The 17553-nt window shown below is 53.8% G+C and carries 18 protein-coding genes; 6 read left to right on the top strand and 12 right to left on the bottom strand.

Annotated elements, in window-relative coordinates; all coding sequences use genetic code 11:
* The coding region (locus tag ACTIKR_RS15915; RefSeq protein WP_442328338.1) for a helix-hairpin-helix domain-containing protein at nt 1-587 on the top strand (587 nt) is incomplete at its 5' end.
* A gap of 397 nt (nt 588-984) precedes the next feature.
* Here ACTIKR_RS15915 and ACTIKR_RS15910 read toward each other — a convergent pair.
* The 4 genes from ACTIKR_RS15910 to msrB are packed head-to-tail and all read right to left on the bottom strand — an operon-like array spanning nt 985 to nt 3074.
* Entirely contained in the window at nt 985-1827 is an 843-nt protein-coding gene (locus tag ACTIKR_RS15910) for a peptidylprolyl isomerase (RefSeq protein WP_193087166.1), read from the bottom strand.
* 14 nt (nt 1828-1841) lie between these two features.
* Complete coding sequence (locus tag ACTIKR_RS15905) at nt 1842-2108, bottom strand: BolA family protein (protein ID WP_193087165.1); 267 nt, start codon at nt 2106-2108, stop codon at nt 1842-1844.
* The gene (locus tag ACTIKR_RS15900; protein ID WP_193087164.1) at nt 2101-2685 is read right to left on the bottom strand and encodes a septation protein A; all 585 of its coding nucleotides are present in this window, start codon (nt 2683-2685) and stop codon (nt 2101-2103) included. The genes ACTIKR_RS15905 and ACTIKR_RS15900 overlap by 8 nt, the downstream gene beginning before the upstream one ends.
* Nucleotides 2682-3074: a peptide-methionine (R)-S-oxide reductase MsrB gene (gene msrB, locus ACTIKR_RS15895; protein WP_193087163.1), complete on the bottom strand. Its 393-nt coding sequence runs from the start codon at nt 3072-3074 to the stop codon at nt 2682-2684. The genes ACTIKR_RS15900 and msrB overlap by 4 nt, the downstream gene beginning before the upstream one ends.
* 318 nt (nt 3075-3392) lie before the next feature.
* Here msrB and ACTIKR_RS15890 point away from each other — a divergent pair, with 318 nt between their 5' ends.
* Genes ACTIKR_RS15890 through ACTIKR_RS15875 form a run of 4 tightly spaced genes read left to right on the top strand, consistent with a single transcriptional unit; the run spans nt 3393 to nt 8242 of the window.
* Nucleotides 3393-4562 carry an ABC transporter substrate-binding protein gene (locus ACTIKR_RS15890; protein WP_193087162.1) on the top strand — a complete coding sequence of 390 codons (1170 nt, stop codon included), beginning with the start codon at nt 3393-3395 and terminating at the stop codon, nt 4560-4562.
* A gap of 33 nt (nt 4563-4595) precedes the next feature.
* Nucleotides 4596-5633, top strand: a complete 1038-nt coding sequence (locus ACTIKR_RS15885; RefSeq protein ID WP_193087161.1) for a branched-chain amino acid ABC transporter permease — start codon at nt 4596-4598, stop codon at nt 5631-5633.
* 3 nt (nt 5634-5636) lie between these two features.
* Complete coding sequence (locus ACTIKR_RS15880; protein WP_442328337.1) at nt 5637-7487, top strand: branched-chain amino acid ABC transporter ATP-binding protein/permease; 1851 nt, start codon at nt 5637-5639, stop codon at nt 7485-7487.
* Nucleotides 7484-8242, top strand: coding sequence for an ABC transporter ATP-binding protein (locus ACTIKR_RS15875; RefSeq protein WP_193087159.1), 759 nt, complete (start codon nt 7484-7486; stop codon nt 8240-8242). The genes ACTIKR_RS15880 and ACTIKR_RS15875 overlap by 4 nt, the downstream gene beginning before the upstream one ends.
* A gap of 86 nt (nt 8243-8328) precedes the next feature.
* On the opposite strand, the gene ACTIKR_RS15870 is transcribed toward ACTIKR_RS15875, so the two are convergent.
* Nucleotides 8329-9738, bottom strand: coding sequence for an MFS transporter (locus ACTIKR_RS15870; protein ID WP_442328336.1), 1410 nt, complete (start codon nt 9736-9738; stop codon nt 8329-8331).
* A 68-nt stretch (nt 9739-9806) separates the two neighbouring features.
* Between ACTIKR_RS15870 and ACTIKR_RS15865 the strand changes: the two genes are divergently transcribed.
* Complete coding sequence (locus ACTIKR_RS15865; RefSeq protein ID WP_193087157.1) at nt 9807-10232, top strand: helix-turn-helix domain-containing protein; 426 nt, start codon at nt 9807-9809, stop codon at nt 10230-10232.
* A gap of 17 nt (nt 10233-10249) precedes the next feature.
* On the opposite strand, the gene ACTIKR_RS15860 is transcribed toward ACTIKR_RS15865, so the two are convergent.
* From ACTIKR_RS15860 to ACTIKR_RS15830, 7 genes are all read right to left on the bottom strand, one after another.
* On the bottom strand, nt 10250-11140 hold the full coding sequence (locus ACTIKR_RS15860) for a LysR family transcriptional regulator (protein ID WP_442328335.1): 891 nt from the start codon (nt 11138-11140) through the stop codon (nt 10250-10252).
* Between the two features lie 169 nt (nt 11141-11309).
* Nucleotides 11310-12419: a hypothetical protein gene (locus ACTIKR_RS15855; protein ID WP_226816387.1), complete on the bottom strand. Its 1110-nt coding sequence runs from the start codon at nt 12417-12419 to the stop codon at nt 11310-11312.
* Between the two features lie 62 nt (nt 12420-12481).
* On the bottom strand, nt 12482-13378 hold the full coding sequence (locus tag ACTIKR_RS15850; protein ID WP_442328334.1) for a LysR family transcriptional regulator: 897 nt from the start codon (nt 13376-13378) through the stop codon (nt 12482-12484).
* A gap of 334 nt (nt 13379-13712) precedes the next feature.
* Complete coding sequence (gene nth, locus ACTIKR_RS15845; protein ID WP_193087154.1) at nt 13713-14456, bottom strand: endonuclease III; 744 nt, start codon at nt 14454-14456, stop codon at nt 13713-13715.
* Entirely contained in the window at nt 14453-15175 is a 723-nt protein-coding gene (gene rsxB, locus ACTIKR_RS15840) for an electron transport complex subunit RsxB (RefSeq protein ID WP_193087153.1), read from the bottom strand. Before rsxB ends, nth begins: the two co-directional genes overlap by 4 nt.
* A 75-nt stretch (nt 15176-15250) precedes the next feature.
* A complete protein-coding gene (locus ACTIKR_RS15835) occupies nt 15251-16513 on the bottom strand; it encodes a polyhydroxyalkanoate depolymerase (RefSeq protein WP_193087256.1) in 1263 nt (420 codons plus the stop codon).
* Between the two features lie 244 nt (nt 16514-16757).
* On the bottom strand, nt 16758-17537 hold the full coding sequence (locus ACTIKR_RS15830; RefSeq protein ID WP_193087152.1) for a ferredoxin--NADP reductase: 780 nt from the start codon (nt 17535-17537) through the stop codon (nt 16758-16760).
* Nucleotides 17538-17553: the final 16 nt, after the last annotated feature.

Genomic DNA, 17553 nt, shown 5'->3' with positions numbered 1-17553 from the left:
ATCTGTATTCGCTCTCGGTAGAGAAAGTCATGGGACTGGATCGCATGGGGCGCAAATCGGCAGAAAACCTGATCGCAGCCATTGAAGAAAGCAAGCACGTAGAGCTCTCCCGCATTGTGTATGCGCTGGGCATCCGTCATGTTGGCGAAACAACGGCACGGGACTTGGCGCGTTACTTTGGTTCACTTGATGCCCTGATTGCCGCCGATGAGGCCGCTTTCCTTCAGGTCAATGATGTCGGGCCGGTTGTCGCGGAGTCGCTGCGGGCATTTTTCGCTGAACCCCATAATATTGCAGTGCTCGATGCGTTGCGCGCAGCGGGCGTGACCGTCAAAATGCCCGAGTCAGTCAAAAGCACGGTTCTGCAGGGCAAGACTTTTGTCCTGACCGGCACGCTGCCGACGCTGACACGCGATGAAGCCGGCAAGTTGATCATGGAAGCCGGCGGCAAGGTAAGCGGCAGCGTATCAAAAAAGACCAGCTATGTGGTTGCGGGTGAAGAGGCTGGCAGCAAGCTGGAGAAGGCACGTGATCTGTCCGTGCCGGTGCTTGACGAAGAAGGCCTGTTGGACCTGCTCAGGCAATAAGGCACCCTTGATCGACCGATGCCAGTACTGTTTGGCATCCGGATCGCCGGTGTCGATTGCCATATCGGTCCCAGCTCACACAGATCGAGCCGTAGCCGGATGCGCTGGCGCGCCTGCTGAATCGGTTCGATAGGGCGTCGTGGGCCGGCTACCTGGCCGGCTGCTCGGGTAAAAGCTAAAAGCGTTTGATGCGCGCTGCGGCGGCAAGCTGCGGCAGCGTGTGCCCGCCTCATTCGAAAACATTCGAACGGTGACTGATGCCGCCTTTCAGGCAGTCAACATCAGGATCCCGATCAGGTCCACAATAAAAAATCCCCCATTGGCCCTGAGAGCGGGCAGATGGGGGATAATCGTCAGTAATAGGGTAAATCGGATAAAGAATCCGACTTACAAAACCTTACTGCTTGGGCGCCTCTACTGCGGGAGCAGCAGCGGGTTTTTCGGCAGCGCCTTCGCTAGCCGTTTTCTCAATCTTGGCTTCGTCACGCAGTTTTTTCATCTGTTCCTGCAGTGACTGCTGACTGAGCATCTGGCTGATTTGCGGTTTGGCCTCTTCCAGCGTTGGCACCTTGACTGGACGTGAGTCGGTCAGCTCGATGATGTGCCAGCCGAACTGGCTTTTAACAGGTTTGTCCAGCAACTGACCTTTTTTTGCTGCTTTTACAGCTTCGGCAAATTCAGGTACGTAGTTTTCGGCAGGGGCCCAGCCCAGATCGCCACCGTTTTTGCCACTCCCAGGATCAATGGAGTTTTTCTTGGCAGCATCGGCAAAGCTGACCTTTTTGGCCTTGATATCTTTCAGCAGCTTATTGGCGGCAGTTTCGTCTTTGACCAGGATATGCTTGACCTGATATTCCTGTTCACCGGCCGATTGGGTCTTGAACTCTTCATAGGCTTTCTTGACGTCTTCATCGCTGACAGGATGGGTTTTGGCCCAGTCACGCATCATGGAGCCGATCAGGATTTCCTGGCGGGCATTGTCGATGGCGAACTGCACTTCAGGGTTTTTGTCCACACCCTGTTTCTCGGCTTCCTGGGACAGGACGGCACTGTTAATTAGCTGTTCTGTAATCTGTTCGCGCAGCGCAGGGCTGTCTGTCGCGCCACGGGCAATGAGCGTTTTCACTGCCGTATCTACCTGATCTTTGGTAATGGCTTTACCATTCACAGTGGCCACGTTTTGGGCCAAAGCCGGTACTGTCATGGCGCAAGTTACAGCAAGTAAAATAAAACGTTTCATAGTTTTCCTTTTGGTTAAGAAATCGGTTGGGTCTGTATGGACAGTGCATGAATGGGGTAAGGGATCAGATCTCCCAGCGCGTCATAAACCAGACGCTGGCTGGCTACCCTGGACAATCCATTAAAGCGGGCAGAGCGGATACTCAGGCGGTAATGGCCTGCGCCATTGCTGGCGCCTGCATGCCCTTTGTGTAGGTGGGACTCGTCTTCAATATCAAGCGCTTGCGGTTCAAGCGAGGCCAGGCGTTCGCGGATCAGTGCAATGCGATCAAGATCAGTCATTGGTTTTCTCCGGCAAGGGAACAGGTCCGGGGGCGGCGGGTACTTCCTGCATATGCCGTCCGAGCCAGATTGATTGGCCAATCGCAAAAATAACCAGCAGGATGGTCATGCCGAAGGCCTTGAAAGTTACCCATTGGTCCTGCGTAAAGTAACCGGAAAAGGCCACTGCTAAATTGACGGCGCCGGCAAACAGGAAAAAGCCGGCCCAAGTATCAGACAGGCGATCCCAGATACGATCCGGAAGGCTCATTTGCGTGGCCAGCATTTTGCGCAATACGTTTTTGTTCATCAGCAGACGCGCGCCCAGCAGAATCAGGGCAAACATCCAGTAAAGCACGGTGGGCTTCCATTTGACGAAGGTGTCGTTATGGAAATAAATGGTGGCGCCGCCAAAAACCACGATGATGATCACATTCATCCAGTTGGTGGCTTCGATCGGGCGGCCACGCAATTTCAGCCACAGGATCTGCAGTACGCTGCTGGCGATGGCTACCCATGTTGCTACGTAAATGTCTGCAACCTTGAATGCGACAAAGAAGAGGACCAGCGGGAAAAAATCGAACAGAAGCTTTTTCATTCTACAGGGTCAAAGCGAAGGGACAGCGAATTGATGCAATAGCGCAGGCCGGTGGGAGGAGGGCCATCGGGAAAAACGTGGCCAAGATGTGCATCACAGACGTTGCACAGCACTTCTGTGCGCGTCATGCCGTGCGAGGTGTCTACTTCTTCGCGGACATTGTGCGGATTAAGGGGCTCGAAATAGCTCGGCCAGCCACAGCCGGCGTCAAATTTCGTATCTGACGCGAACAATGGCGTTTCACAGGCGACGCACGTATAGATGCCGGGCTGGAAATGATCCCAGTACTCTCCAGTGAAGGCGCGCTCTGTGCCTTTCTGCCGCGTGACGTGATAGCTTTCCGGAGAGAGCAGCTCACGCCATTGCTGTTCGGACTTGATGACTTTCAATGGTAGCCTTTACATCAAAAACGGTGGCGGCTATGAGAATAACGATGAGCCGCCGTCCCGGGTTTTCCTTAAATAACATGCCTGCAACCTGCCGGCCGCACGCTTTACGATGCCTTGCGCCGTGTATTCAAAATGCAGACAGTAACCATTCTATTTTAAAGTAAATTGGGGTCTCATTCCTGAATTACCAGGACAAAACTGTATGATTACGCGTTTAAGTGTGACATATTATTGTCCACGGCTTCTGACTATAGCTGCATCCGATTATCTTATAGACAGTTGTAATTAAGCGAAATCATAATATTTGAGAGACAAATCATGAAAAAGTTCCTGCCCTGCCTGCTTGGTGTGGCGCTTGCTGCCAGCGCTCATTCGGTATTTGCCGAGGACATAACCGTTAATGTGGGCGTCGTGGTATCGGCGACCGGTCCGGCAGCCTCGCTGGGCATTGCCGAGCGCAACAGTGTGGCGCTGCTGCCGCGTCAGATCGGATCAACCAAAGTCAACTATACCATTCTTGACGATGCGACCGACGCCACGCAAGCAGTGCGCAATATGCGCAAGCTGATCAGCGAGAATAATGTAGATGTGATTATCGGCACTACCGCCACACCCGGTTCGTTGGCAATGATTGATGTTGCGGCCGAAAAGAAAACCCCCATGATCAGCCTGGCCGCCAGCGCCAGCATTGTCGAGCCTGTGGAGGGCGCGCGCATCTGGTCGTTCAAGACACCACAGAACGATGTGTTGATGGCCACGGCCGTGGTGCAAGCTATGGAAAAAGCAGGAACCGGCAAAATCGGTTTCATCGGCTTTTCTGATGCTTATGGCCAGAACTGGCTAAAGGAGCTCAAAAATGCACTGCAGGGTAAGCAAATAGAGATCGTAGCAACGGAAAGCTATGCCCGCCCTGATACCAGTGTGACCGGTCAGGTACTCAAACTTCTGGCGGCAAAGCCCGATGCCATTCTGATTGCGGGCTCAGGTACTGCAGCTGCGCTGCCACAGCGTGAGCTCAAGCAGCGCGGCTTCAAAGGTCAGATTTATCAGACCCACGGGGCGGGAAATAGCGAGTTTCTGAAAATGTGCGGTAGCGCCTGCGAAGGACTGGTTTTGCCGGCTGGCCCGATCCTGGTTGCAGACCAATTGCCGCCAGCTAACCCCATGCGCGCCACCGGCCTGGACTACACACAGAAATATGAGGCGCAATATGGCAAGGGCTCGGTCAGCGGGTTCGGCGGACATATGAGCGATGCTGGCGCGCTGGTTGCGGCCGCCATTCCTAAGGCGCTGGCCGGTGGCGCCAAGCCCGGTACCGAGGGCTTTCGCCAGGCGCTGCGCGATGCGCTGGAAAACACCAAGGATGTGGTCGGCGTGCACGGCGTCTTTAATATGTCGGCCAAAGATCATTCAGGGCTGGACGAGCGCGCCCGGGTTCTGCTACGCGTCAAGAACGGTCACTGGGAATTTGCCCAGGACCTGAACTGAGCAAAAAACCGAAAGGAAATCAACGGGACGACAATGGATTGGTCAATCGCAAAGATTCTGATGCAGGATGGGCTCGTGACGGGCGTCATTTATGCATTACTGGCAGTATCGCTGGTACTGGTGTTTGCCGTCACGCGCATTATTCTGATTGTGCAGGGAGAGTTCGTGACCTACGGGGCACTCACCTTTGCGGTCCTGGCCGACGATCAGGTGCCGGGAACCCGGTGGCTGCTTGTGATCGCCGGTTTGCTGGTCTTTGCGCGTGAACTGTGGCAGGTATTCCGTGGCAAGCCCATGGTTACGCTGGTCAGGTCGGCGCTGTTTTGCCTGGCGTTACCCATTATCGTATTTTTTGCGGTGCCGGCCATTTTGGGCACGACACCTTCGCTCTGGATCAAGGCCTTGATGACATTGTTCCTGGTCGTCCCGCTAGGGCCCATGCTTTACAAGCTTGCCTACGAATCCATGGCCGACAGTTCGGTGCTGGCGCTCTTTGTGATTTCCATTGCCGTGCACTTTGTTTTCGTTGGCATGGGTCTGGCTTTCTTCGGTGCCGAAGGGCGTCTGGTTGCCCAGCCATTTTTTGACGGCCAGCTTGAGCTGTTCGGCCTGAACTGGACTTATCAAAGCTTGTTCGTGATCGCAATGACAGCAGTCATTATCGCTGCATTGTGGCTGTTTTTCGGCTATACCCTGTATGGCAAGGCATTGCGGGCGACGGCAGTGAACCGGCGCGGCGCGCGACTGGTCGGCATCAGCACCAATATGTCCGGTTTCCTGACCTTTCTGCTTTCGTCCATTGTTGGGGTGCTCTCGGGCATCATGATCGTATCGTTTATTTCGATTACGTACGAGACGGGTTTTATGATTGGCTTGAAGGGCTTTGTGGGGGCCATCATCGGTGGGCTGCTGAGCTATCCGATCGCCGCCGCGGGCGCGCTGCTGGTGGGTATCATTGAATCGTTTTCGACCTTCTGGGCAAGTGAGTACAAGGAAGTGATTGTTTTTGCGCTGATCATACCGGTATTGCTGATTCTGTCTGTGACGACTCGTCACGACGAAGAGGAGTAAGCCATGAAAAAATGGTCTGTACCGTTGTTCATTTTGTTGCTTGCCCTGTTGCCAGTGGTGCCTGGCGTGCCTGAATTCTGGATCAATCAACTCAATGCAATCGGCATTGCCAGTCTGGTCGTGATCGGGCTGGTCGTGTTAACCGGCGTGGGCGGGCTGACCTCGTTTGGCCAGGCAACGTTTGTCGGTATCGGCGCCTACGCCACCGCGTGGCTGTCTGCCACCATGGATGGATCTCCCTGGCTGGGGCTGGTTCTGGGCATTGTGCTGACATTGCTGCTGGCTTTTGTGCTGGGGCAGATTACATTGCGTCTGTCGGGACATTACCTGTCGTTGGCGACGATCGCCGTATGCCTGATTTTCTATTATCTGTACGGAAACATGCCCTTTCTGGGGCGACATGACGGCATCCCGGGAATTCCGCCAATTTCGTTATTTGGCTATCCATTGTTACAGGCCCAGAGTATTTATTATCTGATCTGGTTGGTCGTACTGCTGGCGGCATGGACGGCAATCAACTTGCTCAATTCGCGCAGCGGTCGCGCCATCCGTGCCTTGAAAAACGGCGAAAAAATGGCCGCTTCTTTTGGTGTGCATACTTTTCGCTATAAGGTGATCGCCTTTGTATATGCCGCCGTGCTCGCCGGTCTGGCCGGCTGGTTGTACGCGCACGAGCAGCGTGCTGTCAGCCCCAGCACGTTCGGCATCAACTATGGCATTGAATATCTGTTCATGATGGTGGTGGGCAGTGTGTCTTCTGTCTGGGGCGGCATTTTCGGCGCCGCCGTCATTCTAACGCTCAAAGACCAGATCCAGGACATCGCGCCGCGCCTGTTCGATACCTCTACCAACTTCGAACTGATTGTTTTCGGCGTACTGGTAGTGCTGGTGTTGCATCATGCGCGGGAAGGGCTATGGCCAATCGTGACCGGTTTTTTTTCCGGCGGCAGCAGCGAACGCAAAGCGGCCGGTGGCGTTTTAACCCAATGGTGGGCCGATGCCCCGTTATTGGCTAAAAGTGAAAGACCGCCAGCAGGCCGCACGTTGCTGCAGGTAGCCCAGTTGCGCAAAGAGTTTGGTGGGCTGGTGGCAGTGAACGATATCTCCTTCAGTCTGGCTGCCGGTCAGATTGTGGGGCTGATCGGCCCCAACGGCGCCGGTAAAAGCACGACCTTCAATCTGATTACTGGCGTCATGCCATTGACGCGCGGTTCGATCGTTTTTCGCGACAAATCCTTGCAATCGGCGACAGCAGCAGATATTGCCCGATTGGGGATCGCGCGTACCTTTCAGCATACCCAATTGCTGCCGCAGATGAGTGTGCTGGAAAATGTGGCGCTGGGTGCGCATCTGCGGCGCTCGGCAGGTGCCATACGCAGCATATTGCGGCTGGATCGGCGTGACGAGGCGGCCCTGCTGCGCGAAGCGGCCATTCAACTGGAGCGGGTTGGGCTGGGCGATTGCATGTTCGAGTTGGCCGGCAATCTGTCGCTGGGTAAACAGCGGATCGTGGAAGTCGCAAGGGCGCTCGCGCTTGATCCAACACTGCTTTTGCTGGATGAGCCGGCAGCGGGCCTGCGCTATATGGAAAAGCAGGAGCTGGCTGCCGTGTTGTCCGGATTACGTGACGAAGGCATGAGCATCCTGCTGGTAGAGCATGATATGGACTTTGTGATGAAACTGACCAGCCACTTGGTGGTAATGGATTTCGGCACAAAAATTGCTGAAGGCACGCCGGCACAGATTCAACAGAACGACAAAGTCCTGCAGGCCTATCTGGGCGGGATTGACGATGCTGTTATCACAGATGAAATTGCTGCGGACACGGCCGTCAATAACGAGGTGCGCGCATGAGCCGACTACTGGAAGCACATAATATCAACGCGCAGTACGGTAAAGTACTCGCGGTCAATGACGTGTCTCTGGCCATGGACCAGGGGCAGGTTGTGACGGTGATTGGCGCCAATGGTGCCGGCAAGTCGACACTGCTCAATACCCTGATGGGCGCCTTGCCGACGTCCGGTCGGGCCCACGGGCGCATTCTATATCGCGGGCAGGACATCAGCCGGATGCCCGTGGAAGAGCGCGTGGCCGCAGGCCTGTGCCTGGTGCCGGAAAAGCGCGAGCTGTTTACCAGCATGTCGGTGCAGGACAATCTGCTGCTTGGCGGGTTTCGTCAGTATCGCCAGCGTGTCGCCGGCTGGCGAGACACGCTGGACCAGGTTTATCAGTTGTTTCCGCGTTTGCTGGAGCGCCGCGATCAGCGCGCCGGCACGCTCTCGGGCGGCGAGCGGCAGATGCTGGCCGTAGGGCGGGCGATGATGGCAAAGCCTACTTTGCTTATGCTCGATGAGCCCAGTTTGGGGTTGGCGCCGCGTGTGGTGCAGGAAGTATTTCGCATTATCTTGCGACTGCGCGAAACCGGTGTGTCGATACTGCTGGTCGAGCAGAACGCACGTGCCGCGCTGCAGGCCTGCGACTACGGTTATGTGCTGGAAATGGGCGAGGTAGCGATGGAAGGCTCGTCGCAGATTCTGCGCGCCGATCCCAAGGTGGCGCAAAGTTATCTGGGGCTGGGTCACAGCAATAGCAATCAGGGGCAGAACTGACCCAAATCGCAAGACACCGTTGCCCGCGCGCGGGCAGTGAGAAACCGAATTGGCCTGCTTCGATAGCGTCTGGCAGGCCACTCGCATTATGCTTCGTATTGCTTTGATTGCGCCGGGCGTACACACCAGGACAGAATGAGGGCCAGCAGGCAAATTCCCGCGATAACTACAAATGTGATTGTGAATGCCTGGGCAATACTGTCTGGCGCAGTGCCGGTAATGTCCTGTGGTCCAAGTGCCATGGCGAACACGCCAGACATGAGCGATGCCCCGGTCATCAACCCCAGGTTGCGTGACAATCCCAGCAATCCCGAGAGCAGCCCACGTTGCGCCTGGGACGCGCCCAGCATGATGACAGCACTGTTGGCTGCCAGAAAAAGCTGAAAACCCGGGGTCAACAGTATCAACGCCATGATATAGCCGGCAACGCCCAGAAACCGCGGGAAATAGGCAAGCGCAATCAGACCTAGCGTTGTCTGGATCAGGCCCGCCATGCGCGTGCGCTGCGCGCCAATGCGGTCGGCCAGTCGGCCCGCCGGGACCCCCGAGATGGCCGCCACCAGCGGACCGACTGCCATCACCAGACCGATTCCCGCTTCGTTCAAGCCAAGCCCGAAGGACAGGAAAAACGGACCGATAACCAGGGTGGCCATCATCGGAATGGACACGAGTAGATTCATCAACAGCGCCGTGCCCGTTAGCGGGTCACGCAAGTGTGCGAGCGGTACCAGGGGCGAGGGTGCACGCGACTGGACCCGAAGGAACAGGACAAGCGTGCCGGCGGCGCACACCAATAGCAGGGTTGAATGCATTGGCGTATTGCTTTGGCCGCCGACCGTGCCCAGTCCATACAGAATGAGCGTTGCCGTCAACAAGGCTGCGCCTGTCCAGTCTGGCGAGGCGGCCCTCAGGCTTTTGTCGACGGCAACCGCCGGAATGACCCTGGCTGCAAATATCAACAGACCGGCGCCTAGAATGGTCAGCACGATGAACGCTGCGCGCCAGCCCATACTGCCAATGAGCACACCACCGAGCGAGGGGCCCAAGGCTGTGCCGATGGCGGACATGGTACCGAAAAGCCCCATCGCTGAGCCGATCCGCTCTCTTGTCACGAAGGCGTGGACAATCGAGATAGGCAATGCCATCAGGGTAGCGCCACCCACACCCTGAACCACCCGTCCCAGTACGAGCACATCCAGCGTCGGCGCAGCCGCGCAAAGCCCTGACGCCAGCACAAAGAGCGTCAACCCGACGATAAGCACGCGCCGATGACCGATAAGGTCACCAAGCTTGCCCGCAAGTACGATTGCGACTGTGATTGTGATCAGGTAGGCGAGCATGACCCATTGCACGGCGGGCAGCGTTGCGTTGAAATTCCGCATCAGGGCGGGCAGCGCCACAGTGGCAATACTGACGCCGAGCGATGCCAGCAGCATTGCGCCAGCCAGCGCCGTCAATATGAGCGTAGATGCTTGTTTCCCTGGGAGTACATTCATGATTTTTTCCTTGCCTGCGGATGTTGTGGCAAGTATTATGCAACTTCAAGCCAACTTTAAGTCAAGCCATGAATCTGATTGATATTGCGGCGCTGTCCAAAAGCAGTGGCGTTCCTCCTTCGACGTTACGCTATTATGAAGAGCTCGGATTGATCCACTCCTGCGCGCGGCATGGTCTGAGACGCCAGTACGATGAGCAGACGCTTACCCAACTGGCATTGATATCTCTGGGAAAGGCAGCCGGCTTTTCTCTGGAACAGATCAAGGGGATGTTCGGTCAGGACGGATCGCCCAACCTGTCTCGCCCTGTTCTGCATGAACGTGCCGATGCCATTGAAGATCAGGTCCGCCGGTTAAAGGCGCTCCGGGATACGCTGCGACATGTGGCTGATTGTCCTGCGCCCAGTCATATGCAATGTCCGAAGTTTCAGCAACTTTTGCGCGTCATACACCCGCAGGCAGCCGGCGCGCGGCCCAAGCTTTATAAAATCTAAGTAATTTTTTAATCTTATTAAAAGTCAGTTGCTGATAGACAGAATAGTCTATTTAATAATGCTGAGGAATGAGATTCTCTTTTGGCCATATAAATACCGGTATAGTGTTCGTGCGAAAAACAGTCCAGGTCGATGAATCTGACAGGTGCACTGATGAGCGGAATAGTTGATTTTGGGACTAGGGCTACACCAAGTCCACAGCCGACCATAGCTGCCACAGTTTGAATTTGGCATACCTCTTGAGCGATAAACGGATAGACGTTATTATCCTGGCAAAACAGGCGCATGGCATGTCGAAGCACACTGCCTTTATCGTACATGATGAAGGCTTCTGAACAGAGCATTTCAGGAGAAACTCGAAGGCAATCTGCCAGCGCATGGCCTTCACTCGTTATAAGCACAAATTCATCCCGACCTAGATTGATGACTTCCAGTTCGGAAGGCAAATCAATCGGGCCGCGCAGTAAACCCATATCTATTTGTCTTTCGAGCAACATGTGAATAATACTTTTGGAAGTGCTTTCATGAACGTTGACATTAAAGTCTGGCTGGGTCTTTTGTAAAATGGACAACACTCTGGGAAAAATAGTGTGCGCTGCGGAAGAAACAAGTCCCAGGTTTATGGTGGCAGCGCAAGCTTTTGCGGTAGAACGAGCGCTCCAAACTGCCCGTTCTGAGTATTCGAGACAGAGTCGACAGTGCCTGGCAAAATCAGCACCAGCAAGTGTCAATTCAAACGAGCTGGCCTGTTGATTTATAAGAGAAACACCGATTGCATCTTCAAGTTTTTTAATGACAGCCAGTAGTGTTGACTGAGCGATACGAAGCCTTTCTGCGGCTTTTGTAATACTATTTGATTCCGCGACAGTCAAAAACTGCTTCATCTTCTTCAGGTCTATGTTTTTCACAGTCTGTTATTTACCTTGTATCTGGTGTCTGGCCGTTATTTCGTGTGGGTAAGAAATACACGAGCGCCCAATAAAGGTTTCCTACGTGTTGGAAGCGTCCAAAAGCTCAGCGACAGATGGAGAACTAAAAATATTCTGGTGTTCCCAGAGGGCATCCCCTCGCTTTATTTCATATCAGCCGAAAACCGAGCATGCCCGCAGTAATGATAAGGGTGACGACAAATCCGATTGTGATAATCGACCAAGTGATTGCATTTGAACGGGCGTATGTCATATTGTGATTTCTTAATACGATTCGCAATCCACATGCAAGGTGAGCAAGAAGTAAAAACACAGCAAGAGAGTAGTGCGGCAGTAATCGGATATTCCATGGATCCATTAATAAACCGACAGGTTCTCCAGTAGCCCAAGCGTAATCAGTTTCTGTGCCGAAGTAGCGAGCGAGAATAAAAACGGAATTGATGTGAGAAGCAATGAAGAATGCAAGATATACACCAGAGGCAGCTTGTAGACTATCTAAAATGTCCCCGGAACGTTCTGACTTGGGTTTTACCAGAACAATGCCACTTAGAATCTGTATAAAGAAAGCTGCGATAAGTATTGGTTCCACAGCGGGGTGACGATACACCTTGCGGAGCACGTCCATGATTGCAAGATGAACGTTGTTGCCAAATAGGCCCAGTGAGTGATTAAACAAATGCGGAGCGAGAAAAACAAGCAGTATAAAAACTGCAAATACGCCGTGGAGTACTCGCAGCCGTCTGTACATAGCAGGATCATTCAGTACGATCGGTCTGCGTGGCATGGTATGAATCATCATGGTCGATAAAATTGTTAGTACTAGCCATATTCCTGTCCACACCGCATTATCGTGGCCATTGATTTTCATTAGAAATAGTAATACGCCAACCAAGGTAAAAGCCGGTGGAGCCGCAACAACCAAATATGATAATCGCCGAGCAAGCACAAGTCGATCCGTAAGGGTTTCTTGTTTTCCCAGATGGTGCAAGACCGCAAATCCAATAATTGGCACCGTATACGCTGTCAAGATTTGAATGAACGCATATGGGGTAATCTGTCCAATTGACGCGATCGTGGTATTTGCCCATTGAAGTGCCCATGGATAATATAGTGCCGCTGCAAATGGAATCAACCATAACCATTCTCGTTGGCTGTTGGCCAGATTAAATTTTGTTGACGACGCGTTTTCTTGATGGATGGGCTGGCTTGAATTTTGCATCTTAGTGACCGAAGGAATAAGTTGCGAAAATTCTGACATATCTTGTTATGCGCCAAAAGATGTCGTCAAGGAACTACGGAATTAACTTTAGATATAAATGCTTAAAATCCAAGTTTAGACTGTAAGTAATCAATGAATAACTTTACTCGCAGCGGCATCTGCTTGCGACTGGAGTAACAAATATAGTGACCGCGACCCTCTGCGATATGTTGAGTCAAGACGGCGATAAGGTCGCCCTGTGCGATCAATGAATCTGCTTGGTAGTTTGCTATTTGTGCCAAGCCACTTCCTGCTCTTGCTGCCTGTGCTACCAGTTCCGGATCGTTGAATATCTGATGAGGGAGAATCTTATGTTTATAGAAACTGCCGTTCAGGAAAAACTCCCAATCGTGAATTTTTCCACTATCTTCAAGGCGAAATCCAATTGTTTTGTGGCGATCCAGATCTTCGATGCTGGTTGGCGCACCATTTTTCTTGAAATAGTCGGGTGATCCACAGACGATCAGTCTCATAGGGGCAATTTTTCGAGCGATGATGCCTGAATCCTCCAATCTACCGTTTCGTATTGCTATATCGATTTTTTCTTCGAAAAAATCTGTCATTCGATCATTCAGTTCAAACTCAAGCTGAATGTCCGGGTGCTTGACACAAAACTCACTCAATAGTGGCGCAATACGCCGCCGGCCATATCCCACCGTAGCGCTGACTCTCAAACTACCGGCATCTGAGCTGGCAGCGTCTTTTAGGTCAGCTGCCACACGAACTAAATGATCAATGCTCGGCAAGCACTGATCAAAAAACCTGGCTCCTTCCGTGGTGATCGATACAGAATGGGTGTTGCGATTCAGTAACCGAACATTAAGTTGGGTTTCCAGCCGTTGGATACTGCGGCTTACAGCCGGTGGTGAAATACCTAAGTCTTTTGCTGCGGCATTGAAGCTGCCAAGAGCGGCAACTTTCATGAAGGCGACGATGCCAGAGAAATTTTTGCTAATCATTTTGCGCTTATACCAAAATAATGATCGAGAGAGTCTTACGGCGGAAAGAGTAAAAATTGTAGTAGACCGAACAGATGATTTAAGGGCATCTTGAGAGTGGGACGAGTATTGCCGATATGGCAGAGTGTGTTGGCGTTTTAACCTGAACCGTGATAGAGGCGGGTAATGACGCGCGACAAATTGAAATATGATTATTGACTACAAGTTAATGCAGGTCAAAGGATTCGGCCGTCAAGGCATACTCGAGAAAGCAGGATTGAGTATCTACGGCTTTCTTTATTGTTATGCAAGCAGCGCGGATCAGGCAGTTGCACTATATATTTGCACAGCCCCGTTATGCCACTTCTTTAATTGTCTTTTTGACCGGTTTTGCGGTCTTTTTTAATGCAGCTTTCTTTGCTGGCCGGGCTGTGCCCGTTGTTCTGGCGGGTCGACGCTCAGCGGCCCCCAGATTCTTTTCTTTGAATTCACACAGGTCTTCAATCCCGCATTGCGCGCACTTAGGCGTTCGCGCGACGCAGATGTACCGGCCATGCAGAATCAGCCAATGATGCGCGTCCAGCAGGTATTGCCTGGGCACGAAGCGCATCAGCTTGTCTTCGACTTCCCTGACGTTCTTGCCCGGGGCCAGGCCGGTTCGATTGGATACGCGAAAAATATGCGTGTCCACCGCCATGGCTGGCTGGCCGAAAGCGGTATTGAGCACGACGTTGGCCGTTTTTCGTCCGACACCGGGCAGCGCCTCAAGCGCTTGGCGACTGTCCGGTACCACACCCTGGTATTGCTCCTGCAGGATGGCGCAGGTTGCCAATGCATTTTTGGCCTTGGTCTTGTAAAGCCCGATCGTGCGAATCTTTTCGGTAAAGGTGTCCAGCCCCATATCCAGAATGTCTTGCGAAGTTTTACAGGTGTCGAAAATGTGGCGGGTAGCCAGGTTGACCGATTTGTCGGTCGCCTGCGCCGAAAGCAAAACGGCGATCAGTAACTGGAACGTGTTTTCGTATTCAAGCTCTGTGGTGGGGCTGGCGTTGGCGGCGGCCAGTCGTTCGAAAATGAGTTTGCGTTTTGCTGCATTCATGAACTACTACCCGATTGATTGGTTGGTTTGCGACGTGCGCGTGCCCGTTGCAATGCCAGTGCAATGGCTGCTTTTTTTGTGTCTTCGGCAGTTGGCGCAGCCATGGGCGCCTGGGTCGATTGTGCCAGGCTGTCAGCCGACTGCCCGGGACGGTCGGCCTGGGCGTCTGTCTGCTGGCTTGAGGCAGCCGCCTGGGCGCCTGCACGGCGCATCCGTTCTTCTTTTTCCTGGGTGTTCAGTTGCAGGCGGTGTGCCCGTTGTTCATGGCGCGTTCGGGCAGCGTCGGCGTCTTCCTGCGTCCACGGGCGATTGGCATCGACCATGGCGATACAGTCTACCGGACAGGGGGCAACACACAGCTCGCAACCCGAACACAAATCGGGGATGATCGTGTGCATGAATTTATTGGCCCCCATAATGGCATCCACAGGACAGGCCTGGATACACAGCGTACAGCCGATGCAATGCGCTTCATCAATAACCGCCACGAGCAAGGGGCCCGGCTGGCCACAGGATTCATCCAGCGGCAAAACAGGGGTGTCGAGCACGTGCGCCAGCTTTTCAATGCCGGCGTCGCCGCCAGGTGGACAGCGGTTGATCAGCGTGGTGCCCGACGCCAGGGCCTGGGCGTACGGACGGCAGCCGTCGTAGCCGCATTGGGTGCACTGCGTCTGAGGTAATACCGCGTCTATGCGGTCGATGAGGAGGGCGTGGTTCATAGGGGGCAATAAGGAAAGGACGCGGCCAGAGCCACGTCCCTCTCATTGTACCGAAAAAGGCAGTGCCAGTTGCTTTCAGGCGGCAGCAACAGCCTGACTGACGCTCTTTTCTTCGGTTTCGGCGATAAAGGCTTCTACCACAGGGAAAATCTGCTTTCTCCATTTGGAGCCGGAGAAGATGCCGTAGTGGCCGCAGCCTTTGGCCAGAAAGTGCTTCCTGTCCTGTTTTTTGAGGCCGGAACACAGTTTCTGGGCGGCTTCGGTCTGACCATACCCGGTGATGTCGTCGTTTTCACCTTCGATTGTCAGCAGGCGGGTGTGGGCAATGTCCTGGGGTTTGACCAATTCATTGCGCACTTTCCATTCACCCTTGGGCAGCAGGTGATCCTGGAATACGACGCGGATAGTGTCCAGATAGTATTCAGCGGGCAGATCCAGCACGGCATTGTATTCGTCGTAAAACCGCCGGTGGTGTTCTGCTTCGGACAACTGGTCGGACATCAGGTTCATGTAGAAGTCATAATGCGCTTCCATATGCTTGTCCGGATTCATTGCAACAAAACCTGCATGTTGCAGAAAACCGGGGTAAACCTTGCGGCCGGCGCCGGGGTAGCGACCGGGCACAACGTGAATCAGCTTGTTTTCGAACCACGAGAACGGATTTGAGTCTGCCAGGCTATTGACCTGTGTAGGCGACAGCCGTGTATCGATGGGGCCGCCCATCATGATCATGGATTTGGGCATGGCGTCGTGTTCGCCGGCAGAGGCCATGAGCGAGACGGCGGCCAGCACCGGTACGGTGGGCTGGCAGACAGACATGATGTGCATGTCGGGGCCGACAACGTGGATGAATTCGCGTACATAGTCAACGTAGTCGTCCAGGTGAAACGGTCCCTTGCTGGGAGGCACCATGCGGGCATCCACCCAGTCTGTGATGTAGACGTCGAAACTGGTCAGCATGGTTTTGACCGTGTCGCGCAAAAGGGTGGCGTGGTGTCCCGACAGGGGAGCCACGATAAGCACTTTTGGATCGCCGCCTGGGTTCTTGCTGTGTTCGCGTTCGAAGTGAATCAGATTGCAGAAGGGCTTGGCCTGCGTGGTGGAAATCGTGATGTTGCTTTTTTTGTCCCCCACTGTAACCGTGTCGATATTCCACTCTGGCTTTTCGTAATCTTTGCCCAGGCGATGGAACAGTTCAAAGCCGGCTGCAATGTTTTTTGACAGGGGGAGGTAGGTGTAAGGACTGAAGGGGTTGGTAAAGAGGTTGGAACCGACTTGTGTGAACGATGCCATCGGCGACAGAAAACTGCGGGTTAGCTCATGGAGCTGGTAAAGCATGATCATATTCGGTCCATATCCAACGAAGGTCGGCGTTCAATGAAAAAATTCTAACACTCGCGACAGGCAAGAATGTGAAATATGCGTGCGTATTTGTTAAGAATCGCCAAGAAACGACCGTATGTTGCTACGCAGCAATAGATACGAAGGAAATATTACCAAGAATTTTCATGAATTACCATTCGGTAATATACGGACTTACCCGCCTTGCCGACCACAAGGCTGGCAAACATGGCCACAATCCTTACCAGTAGTTTTCCACGGCCAAAGAGCCGGCAACGCCGCGTCGTCCGGGGGCAAAGCCACGGTCGCCAAGGATTTTGCGGGCGTCCTTAACCATGGCCGGGTTACCGCAGAGCATGACACGGGCCACCGTCGGATCCAGGTTGGCGCCAGCCAATTGTTCCAGTTCACCCGATTCGATCAGTGTGGTAATGCGCGCTTGCGGCATGCCCGGCAAGGGCTCGCGCGAGGCTACAGGCAGGTACACGAACTGTTGATCATTGGCCGCATGGGTCCGGGCAAAGCGCGCAATATCGTCCTGGTAGGTCAGTTCATTGGCTTGCCTGACGCCATGCACGAGGATGATGCGTTCAAACTGCTGCCAGGTCTGCGGATCGTCCAGCATGGGCAGGTACGCAGACAGGCCGGTGCCGGTAGCCAGCATCCACAACTGTCCCCCCTGGGGAAATCGCTCAATGGTCATGAAGCCAAATGCGGTTTTGTCGATGTACACGGCATCGCCTACCTGCAGATCATGAAGGCGCGGGCTGAACTGGCCATCCGGGACCACAATTGAATAGAACGCCAATTCATGGGCGTGCGGCGGGGTGACCATGGAATAGGCACGCCAGATGTCGGGTTTGGCATCGATCTGCGGATTGTCCGGCAGGCCGAGCCGGGCGAACTGGCCGGGAACAAACGCGAATGCAGGATCTTTGGTCGTAACAATTGAGAAAAGTTTTCCGGGGATCCATTCTGTTCGGGCAGTGACGATCTGGCTTGTGTATTTTTCCTGTGTCATACGGCGGGGCGTGCCT

Origin of the sequence: Advenella sp., assembly GCF_052108595.1 — a bacterium.
Lineage (GTDB): Bacteria > Pseudomonadota > Gammaproteobacteria > Burkholderiales > Burkholderiaceae_B > Advenella.
This window is presented reverse-complemented; position numbering and strand designations above follow the sequence as displayed.